The organism is Simiduia litorea (assembly GCF_042853465.1).
Classification (GTDB): Bacteria; Pseudomonadota; Gammaproteobacteria; order Pseudomonadales; family Cellvibrionaceae; genus Simiduia; species Simiduia litorea.
The window spans coordinates 3,975,853-3,994,410 of the sequence record NZ_AP031497.1; the positions used below are offsets into that span (position 1 = coordinate 3,975,853).

The 18,558-nt window shown below is 52.5% G+C and carries 15 protein-coding genes; 9 read left to right on the forward strand and 6 right to left on the reverse strand.

All coding sequences use genetic code 11. The features are described from left to right. Together ACGHTT_RS17595 and ACGHTT_RS17600 are read left to right on the forward strand one after the other, a co-directional pair. Nucleotides 1–522, forward strand: coding sequence for a DUF6436 domain-containing protein (locus ACGHTT_RS17595; protein WP_390592292.1), 522 nt, complete (start codon nt 1–3; stop codon nt 520–522). Nucleotides 523–590: 68 nt separating this feature from the next. Then, nucleotides 591–2,099 (forward strand): methyl-accepting chemotaxis protein, encoded by a 1,509-nt coding sequence (locus ACGHTT_RS17600; RefSeq protein ID WP_390592293.1) that lies wholly within the window; start codon nt 591–593, stop codon nt 2,097–2,099. Here the strand turns inward: ACGHTT_RS17600 and serB are convergent. Further along, nucleotides 2,083–3,231 (reverse strand): phosphoserine phosphatase SerB, encoded by a 1,149-nt coding sequence (gene serB, locus ACGHTT_RS17605; RefSeq protein ID WP_390592294.1) that lies wholly within the window; start codon nt 3,229–3,231, stop codon nt 2,083–2,085. The genes ACGHTT_RS17600 and serB overlap by 17 nt on opposite strands. A 202-nt stretch (nt 3,232–3,433) precedes the next feature. Here serB and ACGHTT_RS17610 point away from each other — a divergent pair, with 202 nt between their 5' ends. Next, on the forward strand, nt 3,434–4,573 hold the full coding sequence (locus ACGHTT_RS17610) for a hypothetical protein (protein WP_390592295.1): 1,140 nt from the start codon (nt 3,434–3,436) through the stop codon (nt 4,571–4,573). A gap of 188 nt (nt 4,574–4,761) precedes the next feature. Here ACGHTT_RS17610 and ACGHTT_RS17615 read toward each other — a convergent pair whose 3' ends face one another. The 3 genes from ACGHTT_RS17615 to ACGHTT_RS17625 all read right to left on the reverse strand — a co-directional run bounded on the left by ACGHTT_RS17615 (nt 4,762) and on the right by ACGHTT_RS17625 (nt 9,984). Beyond that, nucleotides 4,762–5,562: a DUF2884 family protein gene (locus ACGHTT_RS17615; RefSeq protein WP_390592296.1), complete on the reverse strand. Its 801-nt coding sequence runs from the start codon at nt 5,560–5,562 to the stop codon at nt 4,762–4,764. Between the two features lie 203 nt (nt 5,563–5,765). Continuing rightward, complete coding sequence (locus ACGHTT_RS17620) at nt 5,766–8,354, reverse strand: alpha-amylase family glycosyl hydrolase (RefSeq protein ID WP_390592297.1); 2,589 nt, start codon at nt 8,352–8,354, stop codon at nt 5,766–5,768. Between the two features lie 646 nt (nt 8,355–9,000). Further along, nucleotides 9,001–9,984, reverse strand: coding sequence for a PHB depolymerase family esterase (locus ACGHTT_RS17625; RefSeq protein ID WP_390592298.1), 984 nt, complete (start codon nt 9,982–9,984; stop codon nt 9,001–9,003). Nucleotides 9,985–10,290: 306 nt separating this feature from the next. On the opposite strand from ACGHTT_RS17625, the gene ACGHTT_RS17630 reads away from it, so the two are divergent. From ACGHTT_RS17630 to ACGHTT_RS17655, 6 genes are all read left to right on the forward strand, one after another. Further along, complete coding sequence (locus ACGHTT_RS17630; protein ID WP_390592299.1) at nt 10,291–10,668, forward strand: MerR family DNA-binding transcriptional regulator; 378 nt, start codon at nt 10,291–10,293, stop codon at nt 10,666–10,668. 23 nt (nt 10,669–10,691) lie between these two features. Then, entirely contained in the window at nt 10,692–11,861 is a 1,170-nt protein-coding gene (locus ACGHTT_RS17635) for an isovaleryl-CoA dehydrogenase (protein WP_390592301.1), read from the forward strand. 183 nt (nt 11,862–12,044) lie between these two features. After that, on the forward strand, nt 12,045–13,607 hold the full coding sequence (locus ACGHTT_RS17640) for a carboxyl transferase domain-containing protein (protein WP_390595078.1): 1,563 nt from the start codon (nt 12,045–12,047) through the stop codon (nt 13,605–13,607). A gap of 15 nt (nt 13,608–13,622) precedes the next feature. After that, nucleotides 13,623–14,405, forward strand: coding sequence for an enoyl-CoA hydratase/isomerase family protein (locus ACGHTT_RS17645; protein WP_390592302.1), 783 nt, complete (start codon nt 13,623–13,625; stop codon nt 14,403–14,405). 9 nt (nt 14,406–14,414) lie between these two features. Then, complete coding sequence (locus ACGHTT_RS17650; RefSeq protein ID WP_390592303.1) at nt 14,415–16,424, forward strand: acetyl-CoA carboxylase biotin carboxylase subunit; 2,010 nt, start codon at nt 14,415–14,417, stop codon at nt 16,422–16,424. 160 nt (nt 16,425–16,584) lie between these two features. Then, nucleotides 16,585–17,499 (forward strand): hydroxymethylglutaryl-CoA lyase, encoded by a 915-nt coding sequence (locus ACGHTT_RS17655; protein ID WP_390592304.1) that lies wholly within the window; start codon nt 16,585–16,587, stop codon nt 17,497–17,499. Between the two features lie 61 nt (nt 17,500–17,560). Here ACGHTT_RS17655 and ACGHTT_RS17660 read toward each other — a convergent pair whose 3' ends face one another. Together ACGHTT_RS17660 and ACGHTT_RS17665 are read right to left on the reverse strand one after the other, a co-directional pair. After that, nucleotides 17,561–18,109, reverse strand: coding sequence for a GNAT family N-acetyltransferase (locus ACGHTT_RS17660; protein ID WP_390592305.1), 549 nt, complete (start codon nt 18,107–18,109; stop codon nt 17,561–17,563). Between the two features lie 161 nt (nt 18,110–18,270). Further along, the gene (locus tag ACGHTT_RS17665; protein WP_390592306.1) at nt 18,271–18,507 is read right to left on the reverse strand and encodes a DUF1272 domain-containing protein; all 237 of its coding nucleotides are present in this window, start codon (nt 18,505–18,507) and stop codon (nt 18,271–18,273) included. Nucleotides 18,508–18,558 lie beyond the last annotated feature (51 nt).

The window sequence follows — 18,558 nt, forward strand, 5'->3', positions numbered from 1 at the left end:
GTGCCCCTGAGTCCGCGCGCCAAATACTGGCTCGTTAGTTTCGTTATCACCCTCTGGTTGAGCCTGTCCGCCGGCGCCTTTTGGTACTACCAATGGCGCTGGAACGAACAGTTCTCCTCGCTAGACCAACTGGCACTATTTGACGGCACCGAGTTTTCAGCGTTGCTCACGCGCGCCAGTGTGCCGGGCAAAATATCGCTTATCCATCTAGGCCGAGACGACTGTTTTTGCAATCGTTTCAATGAGCCGCACCGCCAAGCTATTAAGGCCAAATACGAGCCCTTAGGCATCATCTTCCAAACCTTGCCACTTCCCACCCAGCTTAATGTGGCAACGCCCGCCGTTGCACTAGTAAGCGCCCAAGGCCAGCTCGCGTATTTCGGGCCCTACAGCGACAGTCTGCTATGCTCATTGGGAGATGGGCTGGTTGAACCTCTACTGGATCAATTACTACTCGGTTATCTACCGGATGTCATTCACACCACAGGTGTTGGCTGCTTCTGTACGCAAAAAACAGAGTAGTAACAGGCAATTAGGCATCAGGTGAGGGGTTAACGCCAGCCAATGGCAAACGCGCAGGATATTGACTTATGCAACAAGAATCCCCACTAACATCCTATTACCAGCGGGCAGACAAAGTACTATTGGCAACATTGTATGGCTGCCTACTCCTCGGCTTGGCGCTTGCAAGCATCTATGACCTTTGGCTATTGGCCCTCATTGTGGGTGGCGCAACAGCGGCCGCAGCAACTTTAGTGAGTCAAATTATGCCGGGCACAATTGTTAGCCGCCTCACCATGGCAGGCGCCTTTGTGGTCATGGCTGCATTGCACATCCACCTCGCCCACGGGATGATCGAAGCCCATTTTATTATTTTTGTCCTACTCGCTCTACTTGCCTATTATCGAGACTGGGTTCCTATTGTCGCAATGGCCGGCGGTATTGCCGTGCACCACCTAGCCTTTTACGCCATGCAACAAAGCGGCGGTAGCATTTGGGTTCTTGATGCTAATAACCGTAGCTGGGGTATCATTTTCCTACATGCATTCTATGTCGTAATCGAAGCCGCATTTTTAGTGTGGATGAGCATTGATCTGAAAGCAGAAGCAGAAGTGGCTTTCGATTTAAAAAATACAGCTTCCGCGATTACCGATGGCGAAAAAATTGATTTAACCCAACGCTGCCAAAACAACGAGCAGGAATTAACCGGCAACTTTAATCGCTTCATTGAAAGCCTGGATCAGCTCGTCGCCGGCGCCCGACAAAGCAGCGGCACTATTGCCCAAGGCGGCCAGCAGCTCGATAAACTCACGACGGTGTTACAGCAGCGATCCAATCAACAGCAACAACGAATAGGTATTATCGCCAACGCAAGCGGCGACATGTCGGCCTCGATTAAATCAATCGCGGAAAATGCACATCAGGCAGCAGAAAACGCAAAGCGCGCCGACACGGATGCGCAAGAGGGGCAGCAGTGCAGCCAAGATACACACACGGCAATTACAGAGCTAGAGCGACAAGTTAATACGGCGGTGCAAGTCATTACCGAATTAGCGAGCGAAACCACCAGCATCGGTTCAATGCTCGACGTGATTCGCGGCATTGCAGAGCAAACAAACTTACTCGCTCTTAACGCCGCCATTGAGGCCGCTCGCGCCGGCGAACAGGGACGTGGCTTTGCCGTAGTGGCCGACGAAGTGCGAACACTCGCGTCGCGCACGCAACAATCCACAGAAGAAATTCAAGGTATGATTCAACGCTTACAAAAAGGCAGCAAAGCCACTGTCGATGCCATGGCTGCCAGTCAACAAGGTGTCGGCGTTTGCGTGACGAATATCGATCGGACATCTCGCTTGCTATCCAGCATTGCCAACGCCATTACGCAGATAGCTAACATGAACCAAGGCATCGCCAGCGCAACGGCAACACAATCTAACGCCATCGTCGACATCGAGCAAAATGCCGCCAACATAAAATCCGACTCAGACGCCAGCGTCAGCGAAATTGGCTCACTCGTGAGTACAGCGCAGGCGCTAAAACAGGCCGCACAAAATATTGATCAGCAAATAGCTCGCTTTGCCGTTAACGAGCATCCATGATGTCATCGTCATCCAAGCCGAGCAAATAACACAGCGCATCTAAACCGAGGTGGCTGATGGCGTAATCTGCCGACGCGCGCACCAGCGGCTTAGCGTGAATGGCTACACCTAAACCGGCGAGGCCAAGCATGGGTAAATCGTTGGCGCCATCACCTACCGCTATAACTTGCTGCAAACCTAAACCACGCGCAGCGGCTAAAGTCTGAATTAATTCTGCTTTGCGTTTGCCATCCACCACCGTGCCAGTAACGCGGCCAGTCACTTTGCCATCGATAATTTCTAATTCATTAGCGTGAATTTCATCGATAGCCAAATGCTGTTGCACATATTTAGCAAAATACACAAACCCACCGGATAAAATTGCGGTGTGAAAACCGCGCGCTTTTAAGGTGTTAATTAACACCTTGGCACCCGCCATAAACTCTAATTTATTGGCGATACCAGCGAGTACGGTTTCCGGCAAACCATTCAATAAGGCCATGCGCTTGGTGAAGCTTTCGACGAAATCTATCTCGCCGCGCATGGCAGACGCCGTAATCGCCGACACCTGCTCGCCGATACCCGCTTCGCGCGCCAACTCATCAATGCATTCGGCCTTAATCAGCGTCGAGTCCATATCGAAGCAAATCAGCCCAGCTTGCTTGGCAAAGTCGGCTCGCGGTTGCAAACAAATATCGACGCCCAAGTTATCGGCCAATTCCAACAAACTAACCCGCGCGTGCTTTAAATCGGTATTGCCACTCAAGCGCAGCTGCCAGGCTTTGCGAGGTCGATTACTGCCTTTAGATAAGCTTCTCAATGTTTGCAGTTGCAAACCCATCGGCTCTAATTTCGCCAGCACGGCATTTAGATGCCGAGGCTTTAAATCTTGCGCCATTAGCGTCATCACGTAATCACAAGCTAAATAAGCGCTATCGCTAACCTGCACCAGCACATCGGGGAGCAACTCAGCAATAGACTCCTGCATAGCGCCTGCATCCACAGGCGCCTCGCACTGCGCGGTCAACACAAAGCCATCAGCGCTAGGTTGCACTGATAGGTCATGCCAAGACAAAGGCAGCTGATCCAGCTGGCTAAGCACCTGGGCAAGGGTTTGGTTGTTTTTAAAGCTGGTCAACACGAGCGATGCCATGACAGACAGTACCTATTTAGAAAGGTTGTTCCGGTTACAGAGGTTGTTCCGGTGTTTGAGTGTGAATAACGGGCCGTAATTACGGCCGCTTGGGCGCATCCGTGCCAGCAATATTCAGATTGCGCCGGCATTATATAGTTTTCACCTCACTTTAGGCTAAACTAACCGGCCTTTTGCGGTTGCCCAGCAACAATCGGACCTTATGACCAACCAGAACAATAATATTGATCAGCAACCAGAGCAGGCGCCATCGGCCCTGTCGCGGCGTTTAAGTGCATTACTGAGGCGCAATCAACCCTTTGCGTTTACCGTCGCGCTGGCGCTCTTGATGCTGCTCACCTGCGGCTGGCAGCTACACCGCTACTTGGATCAACAATTGAACAACGTCGCCCAGCGCTACGGCCAAGCCATGGCCAACATGGCGGCAGAGCAGGCAGAGCCGGCCATGCTCAACCAAGACCGGGTGAGCTTGACTGCACTGCTGGCCGATATTGGCGAAAACCTCAATGTCGCTGGCGCCACTATTCACGATGTGGAAAATCGCCTGCTGGTGCAAAACGGTAGCCTAAACGCTTTGCAACCCAGCAGTAAATTGCTGCAATTTTCCGCGCCCATCGTGCTGCAAGACAGTGTTGCCGGCTATGTGACCGTGGCAATCGACGCCACCGAAGCGCTGGATAACCGCTACCGTCTTTACGGTCGCATACTGCTCACCGGCCTCGCCCTGCTTGCCTTAACAGGCACTGCCACCATGCTCTACCGGCAAGACACCCCGAGCAAGCCCGCACCCGAACCAGAATTGAAGCCGGTTAACACAAGCAAGGTGCGCAAAGTCAAATTGACCCTTGACCTGCTGAACTTAGAACAGCTTCACACCGAGCTCAACGCCGAAGCCTTCAAGCGCCTGCTTTCAAAATTCGAAACCCAATTACAAGGTGTTATGTCGCTTTACGGCGGCGAAAGCCTCGGCCTACAGAACCATCAACTGACCTTGGTGTTTGCCGATGAAGTCAGATCGGAAGCCAGCCTGAAAGCAATTTGCAGTGCCGAGCTACTCCACGCGCTGAGTGAAAAAAGTGATCTTGCCATTCAACTCGGCGCCCGCATCTTACCCTTTGAGGCCAGCGCTAATCTGCGCTCTCAATTCACTCGGCAGCTAAAGCCGGGCGGCATGAGAGCGACCATTATTTCGGTCAAACTACTCGATGAAGCCCTCACCGAACGCTGCCAATTCACCGCCCGCGCAGATCAACGCAGCGCGCGGGTAGAGCAAATGTTGCCGCCCTACCGCAAACTACTCGACAATCAATTAAATCAGCTAGCCAGTATCGCCGCCGAGTAAATAGCGCGACCCGCGCGTGGATAATTGCGTGACAACTGATGACTGCAAAAACAATTAAGAGGTTGGAAGTCGACAGGGGGTCAACGTGTTTGAGCGCGGCAAATTAGCCGACCAAAACCTACTGAACGCTGCGCAATTGCAATGAAAATGCGCTGGTTACATTAACCAGCGCCTGTTTAACAGAGGCATTAATTAGCGGCACGCAAGACCATAATTTTGTACTGCGCCAATGCCGGCACAGAGGCCCGCAAGCGGCTTTCAAAACGCTCGATGTTGCGCGCTTTAGTGCACAACTGCTCGCCTCTGCGCTCTAAGCTTTCTGTTTTACCGTCCATGTTTTTATCGATACTGTTGCCCAAGGTTTCCATCTTTTCACCAAAGGCTTCCATGCGCGATGCGAAGGTGCCCTCACCGGAAAAAAGTGCGCTGCCTAACAGCGACCAGATGCTGCCCATGGATGCCGCAACCGCATCTTCAATGGCCTGTTCAACTTCTTCGTCGAACGCTTCATCGACGGCATCAATGCCTTCAGACTTAATTTCATAAGTACCCTCGTGGTTGCTAACGCGCTCGGCAAGTTTTAGCTGGGCCTTCTCAAGCGAGGAACGAATAGCGCTAGACGCTTCGCTGTTTTCACCGAAGGCGGCCGCGAAAGCCTCGCCCAATACCTTGCCAACCAGCTCCAACACATCACCCACAAAGGCAACTAACCCCGGGATAAACGCCTGCAAGCCCTGCGCGTAATTGGCCGCCAATTGCTTCTGCTCAGCATTTAAGGTGAGGGGCTTGCCATCGATACTGATGCCGCCACTGGGGCTAATAAGGTAAGCCTTTTCGCCCTGCGTACTGGCAACCCCCTCCGGCGCCACCGAAAAATCTTCGGCGAAACTCACCTTGCACTCGTCCAAACCTAAATGCACCTCGGCCTGCACTGGCAGCCAGGTCATTACCCCTATCAGCAACATTGCCGACACTGTTAGTAAGCGCATGATTTCTCCCTTTTCACCCTGTCAAAACATCAAAAGTTGAGAAAGAAAACCACACTTCATCGCCCAAAGACAGTACAACGCGGCGAAACACCCTGATTTACCGGTAAACACCCCGCTACGACTTTTTATACTGTGCAGTGCCTGAGCTAGTTAAATCGTATAAAAGCACTCGACCAAAGCCGAGCGTTTTTACGACGATGTGATCACCTAGCCTGAATAAAGACCGTAACCGCCGTGCCCTCTGCTAAGGCCGAGCCGGACAACCCCGCAACCTGAGTTGCGCCATCGGCATCGGCAACTCGTGTCCAATTGCCGGCTGGCAGATTCACGTAAACATTGGCACCACTGTTGTAGACCACAAATAAATTGTGACTATCACTGGGGTAGTTAATGTACCCCGTCACGACTTGGCCACTAAACTCACCCGGCCTAGCAACGCTCAAATATTGCGCCACGTCAGCCTGACTGGTCATGCGCAAACCGGCATGCGTTTTACGCAGAGCAATGAGGCTTTTAAAGTAATTAAAGGTTGGCGCATTCGCGCTTTTATTGTGCCATTTAATACTGTTAAAACTGTCCGGCGAATTGTAACTATTATGGGTGCCCCCATGAGCGCCGTAGTTCCAAGCAGAGGCCAGACTCATTTGTTCGTCTGCAGTTTTGGTGCGCAGAAATTCGTCGCCAGCATGCACAAAAGCAATTCCTTGGCTGGTAAAAATTTGACCCATACCGAAGTTCACCACCCGCTTCGGATAGCCAAGATCCGCCGGCGGCGTCAAACTCACCACCTGATGGGAAGCATTCTGGACAACGTTGCTGGCGAGACTCAGATACACCTTGTCCCAAAGGCCGAAATTATCATGCGCGGAAATGTAGTTGATACTCTGCTCGGGATCGCCGGTGAAATTGCGAAACCAGGTGCCATTGCGGCTGTCATTGGCATCGTAAGGCGAAGCCCGTAGGCCATCGAAAATAGCCCAACCATTGTCAGCCGCCGACACGTTATTAAACATGAAGCCGGTGGCCGTACCGTCGTTATTTCCTTTGATGGCTTCTCGATAGGCGCCGTTAAACACGCCAACGTGCTCCTGTGCCATAAAGCGCGTTGTACCGTAACGTACTCGCTGCCCCTCTTTCGGATCAGCGGCGTATCCGTTCCACGGCTCGCCATACAACAGCAGGTTGCGATCCGCGTATTTACTGTTCAAATACGCGCCCCACTTTTCCACTTCAGCGTGAGAAAAAATGCCTATGAGATCAAAGCGAAAGCCATCGATGTTGTATTCGTCCACCCAATATTCGAGCGAGTCCTGAATCATGCGACTAACCATCGGGACATCGGCATCGATCGAATTGCCGGTGCCAGATAAATCCGTTGGCGTGTAGTATTTACCGGTAATAGCGTTGAACATCTCCTTTGAATAGGTGTGGTTGTACACCACGTCCATCACAACCCGAATTCCTGCTTTGTGCAGTTCGTTGATCAGTGTCTTAAATTCACGTGCGCGATTTTCATAATCGGTGGGCGTTTGGGAATAGCGATCTTCAGGTACGTTGTAGTTACGCGGGTCGTAACCCCAGTTGTAGCAGGGGTCGCTATCGGGCAAGCCGTCACAGGTAGCGTAATCGTATACCGGCAACAATTGCACGTGGGTGACACCCAATTCTTTTAGGTGATCGATACCGGTTTTAACTCCATTGTGCGTCGTTCCTGCCTGCACCATACCGAGGTATTTGCCCCGTTTAGCGGGATCAACGCCGGAGCTGGCGTGGATGGTAAAATCGCGCATGTGCACTTCGTAAATCACCGACGCTTCGCGATTTTCCAGCGCCGGGCGCGCGGCCCAGCCACCAACAGGTTCGGTTCGACTCATGTCCATGACGATATTGGTATCACTTTGCGGCACAGCCATTTTACCGTAGGGGTCGCGCACTCGCTGGCCGTTAACAGTGAAATAGTATTCGGCCAAATGCAAATCGCCATCCACGCGCACTTGGTAGACGTCGGTGTAACCAGCGGCGTTATTGGCGTAGGTCATGTTGTGAGTGACCCCCTCAAGCACCAGAGCCACGCTGCTGCTGTCGGGCGACCAAAGCGAAAATGTTGTGCCTGCAGAATCGTAGACGGCGCCCAAACTTTCCACACCGGTGCCGCAATTATTGGTGCAAGTTTGTAGTGCTAGGCTGTACTGTTTGGTTTGATCATTGACGGTGAGTAAATAATCGCCTTGAGCGCTAAAAAAAATATCGGCACCGGACTGCTCGAGCGAACCATTGGCGCCGTTGTCACCGTAGTTTTGCGTCCAATCACCGAGCACATCCACCTTAAAGCGCTGGTTCGATTGACCGTCGAAATAGACTTGCACCTGCCAGGTATTATTGGCCACTAGCTGCATCGCGGTACTACCCCAACTATTCGGAGTGCCACGGAAATAAAGTGACGGGAACACTTTGCTAAAGCCGCCACCGGTGCAGCTCGCAACTGAGGTAGCACTGATGGCTTTAGTTACACTATTGAAGTTAATTTGATAACTGGTGTTAGCGTTGACAGCGTAATCCGACGCTGGATAATTTTCGCTCCAATTTCCCAAGCGATCAATTTTAAAGCGCGGTCCACCGCCGCCATCGCCGCCGGTAAACGCTTGACAGGTTTGGTAGTTATTTGCGGCCACTTGCGTCATAGCCGTTGCATCCCAGGCATTGGCTGTACCGCGGAAAAACCAGTCGGCCATGGCCGGGCTTGCGACACTGGCGACAGACATTGCCAGGGTCAATATGTATGATTTTTTCATTGCTCTAACCTTGTTTATTTTTATCGGTTAAAACAACAAACGAAATGCCGGTAACACTCCAATTGCTTACAGCCTTTACCTCTCCTGTCCGGCAGACATCGCCTGCTGCAGATTTTGCACTCTGTGTATGTTCATTCGGCAGCACACGTGGGCGGTTAATTGTTGCAATATAACCGAGCGAAAAAACGGCGTTCGAATTGAAGAAAGCATGGCGCGTGCAAGTAAAAGCAGCAAGTAGCGGCGCGATGAATACGTATTCACACGGGAAAGAGAGCCTTGCTTCGCATTCAGATACACAAGCGCATGTTTAAAAATGCACCTTGTTTTAAAGGCGCCCTCGTTATAAAAGCAACGGTATCCACAAACACCTAGGTTAAAGATAGTGCGACACGTAATCTGTGGACTGCTGGGTAGCCACGCGCCCTGACGGCTTTCGTGTCATGTGCGTAAAGCTCACTAGCGGATTAATAGCCGCCGCGTCCGCAGCAGTGTTGTGTCGCTATGCGTCACGTTAATCCAACGTCATGTCTCTCGATGCGGAAACACACGCGGTGAAAAAGGTACACCGCAAACGCAATGGCGCATTAGAAACGACAAGGCATACTCTCTAACCGTCCAACAAAGCTGGATCAGAAAATGTGTCACGCTACTTCGACAGCTGTTCAACCATGCTTTTAACCGCTTTGATTTGTTTGCCTTCTTTGCTGACATAGTCATCGCCAGTGTAACCCCACCAGTCCCAACAGGCTTTAGGGTTTAATGGCGCAAACAAACTCTTGCGGGTTTGCGGGTAGAGCACCACCAAATGATTGGTCTCGGCCCAGCGGTTAAAGCCTGCTGCGCGCGCGTACACATCGCCAATCGCATCAGCGTTCTGTTGGCAACCGTGAAAGCTAACATGCAGCCGGCAAGTTTCACCCTTGGCACATTGATCGGGGATGTAAACAAAACCTTCGTCGGCGAGGCTTTTTGCCGATTCACCTCCTAGATCCTGCTGATCAAAACTGTATAGTTTGCCGCTCGCAGCAGCCAAAGGCGCTTTCAACTCACCCAGCAGATGGGTCAGTATTTCGCCGGCAGCGTCGTAATGACAGCGTCCTAAAAAGGGCGCCTCAGACTTATCGCAATCACCGCCAGCCGCGAGCGTGGGTAGCGTGTGGTTGAAGGGTTTGTCATCGAGATAAACCAGATTTTCGGCGTCTATCCAGCTGGCATATTGCGCCTGCAGTTGGTTTGACACCTGTGCCGCGACTTTCGTATCCAGGGCACCGTGCAGCAGCCAGACGCGATCAGCGCGCAAGCCCGTTAAGGGGTCAATTTCCCCCGCATCAGCCAACGCTTCCGCTTTGCGCTGCAGACTAGCCAAGTCGACTGCCGGCTCGGCTTTATCGACACAACTTTTCAACGCCTGACCCAAGTCATTCTGCGCGCAGTACCAAGGGCCGGCGGCGACAATGGCCGCACCAGCGACAAGCGTTGAGTGCGCCACGTGAAATTGCGTGGCCATGTAACCGCCGGAGGAAATACCAGAAACGGTAATCTGCGGCTCGAGTTTCAGTGCCGGTAATTCGGCTTGCGCTGACAGACTGCTAACAAGACCCATGGCGGCTAGTGCGGTAAATCGACTCATGAATGTGTCTCCTCTTTTGACGCCGAGCCTAGCGCAAATACCTAGGGCGAGGCTATGCGCCTTTGGTAGGAGGGGCAGCCCGATGATCGGCTCACCGCGCAAGCCTATTTGACCAAACGCGCAAGGCTGCTCTCTCAGCGAATTCTGGCGTCACACCCGTGCGGCATGCATCAACGCCTTTATTGCTCGAGGTTGTTAACAGATACCCACTTAGACCAAAGCTTACCTTTACGTTAACGTAAACTTTGGCTAAAGTATGGGGCTAATTCACACTGTAGAGCGACTGCCAGCGAGCCCAAGGCCCCCATGAGCGACACCTTTACCATCTCAGACCTCGCGCGCGAGTTCGACATCACCACGCGCACCATTCGCTTTTACGAAGATAAGGGCCTGCTCAGCCCCATGCGCAAGGGCCAAACGCGGCTCTACAGCCCCGCCGACCGGGTAAAGCTGAAACTCATTTTGCGCGGCAAACGGCTCGGCCTGAGCCTTGAAGACAGCGGCGAAATCATCGGCATGTACAACCCAGGCTCCGACAACGCCAGCCAGTTAACCCGCCTGATCGGCAAAATTCAGGAGCGCCGGCAGGCACTCGAAGCACAAAAACGCGATATCGACATCATGTTGGCCGAGCTAGACCAAGCAGAGCAGCGCTGCCAGCAATCCCTTAACTCGAAACAATAATCCGACTTTAGCGAGGACACCCCATGAGCTTTCCCTACCCCACATTAAACTTTGGCCTTGGTGAAGATATCGACATGCTGCGCGACAGCGTCTACCAGTTCAGCCAAGGTGAACTGGCACCACGCGCCGCGCAAATCGACAGCGACAACGAATTCCCCATGGATATGTGGAAGAAGTTTGGCGACATGGGCCTGCTCGGTATGACCGTCAAAGAAGAGTACGGCGGCACGAACATGGGCTACCTAGCGCACGTGGTTGCCATGGAAGAAATTTCCCGCGCCTCGGCCTCGGTGGGTTTATCTTACGGCGCTCACTCGAATTTATGCGTCAACCAAATTCACAAAAACGGCACCGAAGCACAGAAGCAAAAATACTTGCCAAAATTATGCAGCGGCGAACACATTGGCGCGCTTGCCATGAGTGAACCCAACGCCGGCAGCGACGTGGTATCGATGAAATTGCGCGCCGAGAAAAAAGGCGACCACTATGTGTTGAACGGCAACAAAATGTGGATCACCAACGGCCCCGACGCCCACACCTATGTGATCTACGCTAAAACCGATATCAATGCCGGCTCCAAAGGCATGACCGCGTTTATCGTCGAACGCGACTACAAAGGCTTTTCTCGCCATCAAAAGCTCGACAAACTCGGCATGCGCGGCTCCAATACTTGCGAACTGGTATTCCAAGATTGCGAAGTACCGGCTGAAAATATTCTCGGCGGCGAGGGTCGCGGTGTTGCGGTATTGATGAGTGGTTTAGATTACGAGCGCACGGTATTGTCCGGCGGCCCAACCGGCATCATGACTGCTTGTATGGATATCGTGGTGCCCTATGTGCACGACCGCAAACAATTCAACCAAAGCATCGGCCAATTCCAATTGGTGCAGGGCAAGCTAGCCGACATGTACGCCGGTATGAACGCCTCTAAATCCTATTTGTACAACGTGGCAAAAGCCTGCGATCGCGGTGAAGAGTCGCGCAAAGATGCCGCCGCCGTCATCTTATACACCGCTGAAATGGCGACCAAAATGGCGCTCGATGCCATCCAACTCTTAGGCGGCAACGGTTACATCAACGAATTCGCCACCGGCCGTTTATTGCGCGACGCCAAATTGTACGAAATCGGTGCCGGCACCAGTGAAATTCGCCGCATGTTGATTGGCCGCGAATTGTTTAACGAAACGAAATAAAAAAAGTATTCAGCCTACAGGATACAGTTAACAGGAAAAACGAACATTAAAGGCGCAGCAGAATGCCAACGCTTCGCCCGTCCTGTTAGCTGTCAACTGTAAACTGCTTTTTGAGAGCGACAAAGGAGCGTTCCTGTTATGCCTATTTTAAAAACGCAGATTAATCCGCGCGCGGAAGATTTCATGGCCAATGCCGAGCATTTGCAGGCACAAGTCGATGACCTGCAGAAAACCTTGCTCTCTATTCACCAAGGTGGCGGCGAAAAAGCTCAGGCTCGGCACGTCGAGCGCGGAAAATTGTTGGCGCGCGATCGCATCGATGCCCTGCTCGATCCCGGCTCACCGTTTTTAGAATTATCGGCATTAGCCGCGCACGGGGTTTACGATGAATCCGTGCCGGCGGCTGGTGTTATCACTGGCATCGGCCGCGTTAACGGCCAAGAGTGTATTATCGTTGCCAACGACGCGACGGTTAAAGGTGGCTCTTACTACCCGCTCTCAGTAAAAAAACATCTGCGCGCGCAAACCATTGCCGATCAAAATAATCTCCCGTGCATTTATTTGGTTGATTCCGGTGGCGCAAATTTGCCGCGCCAAGACGATGTGTTTCCCGATCGCGAGCACTTCGGCCGCATCTTTTTTAATCAGGCTAACATGTCGGCGAAAGGCATAGCGCAAATTGCCGCGGTGATGGGTTCTTGTACCGCCGGCGGCGCCTATGTACCGGCGATGGCCGATGAATCCATTATCGTCAAAGAACAAGGCACCATCTTTTTAGGTGGCCCGCCACTGGTGAAAGCCGCCACCGGCGAAGTGGTTTCGGCAGAAGATTTAGGTGGCGCCGATGTGCATTGCCGCACCTCCGGTGTAGCTGATCATTTTGCCCAAAACGATCACCACGCTTTACAACTGGTGCGCAACGCCGTGGGTCGGTTAAATCGCAAAAAGCCGCAGCAACTCGATGTGCGCGATGCCGTCGAGCCCTTGTACGACGCCAAAGAGATTTACGGTGTTATCCCCAAAGATACGCGCAAACCCTACGACGTGCGCGAGGTAATTGCACGCATCGTCGATGGTTCAGAATTCGACGAATTCAAAGCGCTGTACGGCACCACCTTGGTGTGTGGCTTCGCCCGCATTTATGGCTACCCCGTAGGCATAGTGGCCAACAACGGCATTTTATTTAGCGAGTCGGCCCAGAAAGGCGCGCACTTTGTCGAACTCTGCGCCCAGCGAAAAATCCCCTTGATATTTTTGCAAAACATTACTGGCTTCATGGTTGGTCGCCAGTACGAAGCCGGCGGTATCGCCAAGCATGGCGCAAAAATGGTTACCGCCGTGGCCTGTGCACAAGTGCCAAAACTTACCGTGTTAATTGGCGGCTCCTTTGGCGCTGGTAATTACGGTATGTGTGGCCGCGCCTACGATCCACGCTTTTTATTCATGTGGCCAAACGCGCGTATCTCCGTGATGGGTGGCGAGCAAGCCGCCGGCGTTTTAGCACAAATCAAAAAAGACCAGATGGAAAAAACCGGCGACAGCTGGACGGCGGAAGAAGAGGCGGCCTTTAAGCAACCTGTTATCGACACCTACGAGCAGCAAGGTCATCCCTACTACGCCTCCGCGCGCCTGTGGGATGACGGCGTGATCGATCCCGCCGATACCCGTCGCGTGCTGGGCTTAGCACTTTCTGCCAGCCTTAATAAAACTATCGATGACACACGCTTTGGCGTGTTCCGCATGTAGCAGGTGGAGCCGACAATGACTATTGATTACCGAAAAGACGCTCGTGGTGTTGTAACAGTCACCATGAATCAGCCGGACAAACACAACGCCTTCGACGATCAGGTGATCGCGCAGTTGCAAGCCGCGTTCGATAGAGCCAGCGCCGATAAAAGCGTGCGCGCATTGGTGTTAGCGGCCGAAGGAAAATCTTTTTCCGCCGGTGCCGATCTCGCCTGGATGCAACGCATGGCGAGCTATAGCTTGGCGGAAAACCGGCGCGACGCCGATGCCCTGGCGAAGATGCTATACACACTAAATCACTTACCATTTCCAACCCTTGCAAAAGTACAGGGCGCGGCTTTTGGTGGTGCGGTGGGGCTGGTGAGTTGTTGTGATTTAGCCTTTGCCTCTGCGCGCGCAAGTTTTTGTTTGAGCGAAGTTAAAATTGGATTGATCCCAGCCACCATCAGCCCCTACGTGATTGCGGCTATGGGCGAGCGCGCCGCGCGCCGTTACTTCCTCACGGCGGAGCGCTTTAACGCTAGTACTGCAAAAGCCATAGGTTTAGTGAGTGAAGACGTGGCAGAAGCAGAATTAGATCAAGCTGTGGAGACTGCCGTCTGCAACCTATTGAACAACAGCCCAGCGGCCTTAAGCGCCGCCAAACAATTGGTTTTTGATGTGGCCAACCGCCCCATCAGCCAAGCATTAGTTGATGACACCAGCGCGCGCATTGCTGCAATTCGCGTATCGGAGGAGGGTCAGGAAGGCTTGCAAGCGTTCCTGCACAAACGCAAACCGCAGTGGCAGGCCTCTTAGGGAGAAAACATGTTTAGTAAAATATTAATCGCCAATCGCGGTGAAATTGCTTGCCGCGTTATTCGCACGGCGCGCAAGTTAGGCATAAGAACCGTCGCCGTCTACTCAGACGCCGATCGCCACAGCTTGCACGTCGCCATGGCCGACGAAGCCATTCATATAGGCGCCGCGCCGTCGCGCGAAAGTTATTTGTGCGGCGACAAAATTCTAGCTGCTGCGCTGAAAACCAACGCCCAAGCGATTCATCCTGGCTACGGTTTTCTGTCGGAAAACGCAGGCTTTGCCAAAGCCTGTGCCGAAAAAGGCGTAGTGTTTATCGGCCCACCGCTGGGCGCGATCGAAGCTATGGGTTCAAAGTCGGCCGCCAAAACCATTATGGAAAAAGCTGGCGTACCGCTCGTACCTGGCTATCACGGCGACGACCAATCACCCGCGCTGATTAAAAAACACGCCAATGCCATGGGCTACCCCGTGCTGTTAAAAGCGGCGGCGGGCGGCGGCGGCAAGGGTATGCGTCAAGTTTGGTCGGAAGCAGAGTTCGACGAAGCTCTAAACGCGGCTAAGCGCGAAGCCATGAACGCCTTTGGCGACGATAAAATGTTAGTTGAGAAATACCTTACTCAACCGCGCCACGTTGAAATCCAAGTGTTCTGCGATAACCACAGCAACGGCGTTTATCTTTTCGAACGCGATTGCAGTGTCCAGCGTCGGCACCAAAAAGTGGTGGAAGAGGCACCAGCACCGGGCATGGACCCAGCACTGCGCTCGGCCATGGGCGAAGCGGCACTCACCGCCGCGCAAGCCATTAGCTATGCCGGTGCGGGCACGGTGGAATTTCTGCTAGATCACGACGGGTCCTTTTATTTCATGGAAATGAACACCCGCCTGCAAGTCGAGCATCCCGTCACCGAAATGATTACGCACCAAGATTTGGTTGAATGGCAATTGCGCGTAGCCGCCGATGAAATTTTGCCGCTCACGCAAGATCAGTTGCGTATAGACGGTCACGCCTTCGAGGCGCGCATTTACGCCGAAGATCCAGACAACGACTTCTTACCCGTCACCGGCACTTTGTCGTATCTGGAAACGCCACTAGAAAGCCAGTATGTGCGCGTAGAAACTGGCGTGCGCCAAGGCGATGAGGTCAGTGTGTATTACGATCCAATGATCGCCAAACTGGTCGTCTGGGGGCGAGATCGCGATAGCGCGTTGCGCCGTTTGCAACAAGCGCTGAGCGAATACCGCATTGGCGGCATGACCACTAATTTATCTTTCCTGTATAACCTCATCAGCACCGAGCCTTTTCGCGCTGCGGATTTAGATACCGGATTTATTGAGAAACACCAGTCGCTTATTTTTAAGAAAGATGGTGAGCTGCTGGAACAATACTTGCCATTTGCTGCACTGTATTTGGCGCTTGCGCAAACACAAGCAGCGCTAGCCGCCGCCCACACCGACACCAACTCGCCGTGGAACCGCGCCGATGCCTGGCGCGTACACGGCAGCCGACAGCACAAGTTTTCCATTTTAGTGCACGGCACTGAGCATCATTTATTGGTCGATCAACAAGGTGATGGCCCAAGCACGCGCTACTTGGTATCTCACAACGGCCAGACCCGCACCCTACAGGGCAATCTCGTGGGCAACCATTTAATCGCCGACATGGATGGCCACCGGCAGAAATTACAAGTCACTGAAGACAACAACCACATCAGTCTTTTCTGTAATAATCATGCGCTAAATTTCTCGCGCCTATTACCAGACATTGCTGACCAAGCCGACATGCAACACGCTGGCGGCCTCACCGCGCCCATGAATGGCACCCTGGTGACCCAGTTGGTTGACGTCGGCCAAATTGTAGCCGCTGGAACACCGCTGCTCGTGATGGAGGCCATGAAAATGGAGCACACCATCAAAGCGCCAGCTGCCGGGCAGGTAAAGCAATTCTTTTTTGCCGCAGGAGAATTAGTCGACGGGGGCGCCTTACTGTTGGATTTTGAAAAGAAGGAAAAGGAGTAAACAGTTTACAGCGTACAGGAAGGGCAAAATCAATATCAGCAGCAATGATCGCAGCACCGCTGGATAATTATTTCCGCGCTGTTGCTCCTCGTTTGTCCTGTAAACTGTCAACTGCCATCTGTAAACTTAAAAAAACTGTAAACTTTTAAAAAGGTTTTCTATGAAATTTCCAAGCGCCGTAAAAATTGTTGAAGTTGGCCCACGCGATGGTTTGCAAAATGAAAAGCAACCTATTTCGGTAGAGGCGAAAGTTGCACTCATCAATACGCTCGCCGATGCCGGCCTGCGCAACATTGAAGCGGGCAGTTTTGTAAATCCAAAATGGGTACCGCAAATGGCGGGCAGCGAAGAGGTTTTTCAAAACATAGCGCGCAAAGCCGGGGTTAGTTACGCCGCACTCACACCGAACATGATGGGCTTTGAGCGAGCCATGGCTGCTGGTGCGACCGAGGTAGCCATTTTTGCCGCCGCCTCCGAGGCCTTTAGCCAGAAAAACATCAACTGTTCTATCGCCGAGAGTATCGAGCGCTTCGCGCCGATTTTACAAGCGGCACAGGCGCAAAACCTACCCGTGCGCGGCTATGTCTCTTGCATTGCGGGCTGCCCCTATGAAGGTGAGATTTCGGCAAGCAAAGTGGCGGAGGTCTCTGATATTTTATTTCAGGCTGGCTGCTATGAAGTATCCTTGGGCGACACCATTGGCACAGGCACACCGGCGATTATCGAGCGCGTTGTTGATTTAACCAGCAAGAAAATTCCCATGTCGCAACTCGCATTACATGCACACGATACCTATGGCCAAGCCATCGCCAACATCTACCGCGCCTTGCAAATGGGCATGTCAGTTTTCGATAGTTCCATCGCCGGCCTCGGCGGCTGCCCCTATGCAAAAGGTGCCTCGGGCAATGTCGCCACTGAAGACGTAGTCTACCTACTCAGCGGACTTGGTATCCAACACGGTATCGACCTGCCGAAACTTCTCCATGCTGCGCAAGGAATCTGCACAGTGTTGGGCCGAGAAACACATTCAAAAGCCGGCAGAGCACTGGCTGGAACCCTCTGCGTCGATATTTAGCTCCCTGTCGATTGAACTGGCGCCACATAGGGTTTATGTAGCGCCTCAGCAAGCCATCCATTTATCGCAACTGCCGCTGGTAATAAACCACTTCACTGTCACCGAGAGGGTCGCGATGCAAACCCGTCTTCACGAACCTCATACCCAGCTTTTTCATGACTGAAATAGACGCCACATTGTCCGGCAAAGCTATTGCAGACAGAGTCTTAACCTCTGAGCAATCGCTCAGCGCATTTGCAATGTGCAGCGCAGCCTCAGTGCAGTAGCCTTTACCCCAACTCGCCTGCAGAAAACGCCAACCCAGTTCGAGATTATTCCACTCGGGTGCATCGGTGAAAAAATCTGTCGGCCGAACTAAAATCCAGCCAATGAACTGATTGGTTTCAATCACACAGACCTTCCACAAGCCCCAGCCTTTCAGCGGGTTGCGGTAACTCAACATGCGCGGCACCATAACGGTTTCAATCGTTTCGCGCGAATTAGGCGTGCCACCATTGATGTACTTCATTACTTCCGGATCTTGGTCCAATTCAAACAGCAGCTCGGCGTCAGCTTCATCCATGAGAGCGTAAGTTAGGCGCTTAGAAGCAGCAACGGTAAAATTCGACATAAATTGATCCCATCATGAACCTAACCCAATAACCTGGGTCATCACGCAACACTGAAAACAGCACCATAAACTGCAGGATGGCTGAACCATAAAGTATTCTAGTATTTATACCTAAGGCGGCGCCCACCACAAATAATCCAATATCGATTTTTTCTATTTGGTTACCAACCTTCCCGCTTAAAAATTCTTTTGCTGGATGCAGGGTTGGCTTTTAGTGCCTCAACCGGCCGTATCGGCCGCTCGACTAGATTGCCGCCGCAGTTTGGACAGATACAGCGAAACTTTTCTACCGCGCAACGCTTGCAAAATGTGCACTCAAAAGTACATATCAACGCGTCATCTGACGCCGGCGGCAAATCTTTGTCACAAGCTTCACAATTCGGCCTCAACTGCAACATAATCAACCTCGAGATTTATCTATCAGCACATCAATTGCGTTAATAAAAATA

What these genes read in the sequence shown, in the direction of transcription:
- ACGHTT_RS17600 (WP_390592293.1), top strand. Translation starts at nt 591, where the DNA reads ATGCAACAAGAATCCCCACTAACATCCTATTACCAGCGGGCAGACAAA.
- serB (WP_390592294.1), bottom strand. Translation starts at nt 3,231, where the DNA reads ATGGCATCGCTCGTGTTGACCAGCTTTAAAAACAACCAAACCCTTGCC.
- ACGHTT_RS17610 (WP_390592295.1), top strand. Translation starts at nt 3,434, where the DNA reads ATGACCAACCAGAACAATAATATTGATCAGCAACCAGAGCAGGCGCCA.
- ACGHTT_RS17615 (WP_390592296.1), bottom strand. Translation starts at nt 5,562, where the DNA reads ATGCGCTTACTAACAGTGTCGGCAATGTTGCTGATAGGGGTAATGACC.
- ACGHTT_RS17620 (WP_390592297.1), bottom strand. Translation starts at nt 8,354, where the DNA reads ATGAAAAAATCATACATATTGACCCTGGCAATGTCTGTCGCCAGTGTC.
- ACGHTT_RS17625 (WP_390592298.1), bottom strand. Translation starts at nt 9,984, where the DNA reads ATGAGTCGATTTACCGCACTAGCCGCCATGGGTCTTGTTAGCAGTCTG.
- ACGHTT_RS17630 (WP_390592299.1), top strand. Translation starts at nt 10,291, where the DNA reads ATGAGCGACACCTTTACCATCTCAGACCTCGCGCGCGAGTTCGACATC.
- ACGHTT_RS17635 (WP_390592301.1), top strand. Translation starts at nt 10,692, where the DNA reads ATGAGCTTTCCCTACCCCACATTAAACTTTGGCCTTGGTGAAGATATC.
- ACGHTT_RS17640 (WP_390595078.1), top strand. Translation starts at nt 12,045, where the DNA reads ATGGCCAATGCCGAGCATTTGCAGGCACAAGTCGATGACCTGCAGAAA.
- ACGHTT_RS17645 (WP_390592302.1), top strand. Translation starts at nt 13,623, where the DNA reads ATGACTATTGATTACCGAAAAGACGCTCGTGGTGTTGTAACAGTCACC.
- ACGHTT_RS17650 (WP_390592303.1), top strand. Translation starts at nt 14,415, where the DNA reads ATGTTTAGTAAAATATTAATCGCCAATCGCGGTGAAATTGCTTGCCGC.
- ACGHTT_RS17655 (WP_390592304.1), top strand. Translation starts at nt 16,585, where the DNA reads ATGAAATTTCCAAGCGCCGTAAAAATTGTTGAAGTTGGCCCACGCGAT.
- ACGHTT_RS17660 (WP_390592305.1), bottom strand. Translation starts at nt 18,109, where the DNA reads ATGTCGAATTTTACCGTTGCTGCTTCTAAGCGCCTAACTTACGCTCTC.
- ACGHTT_RS17665 (WP_390592306.1), bottom strand. Translation starts at nt 18,507, where the DNA reads ATGTTGCAGTTGAGGCCGAATTGTGAAGCTTGTGACAAAGATTTGCCG.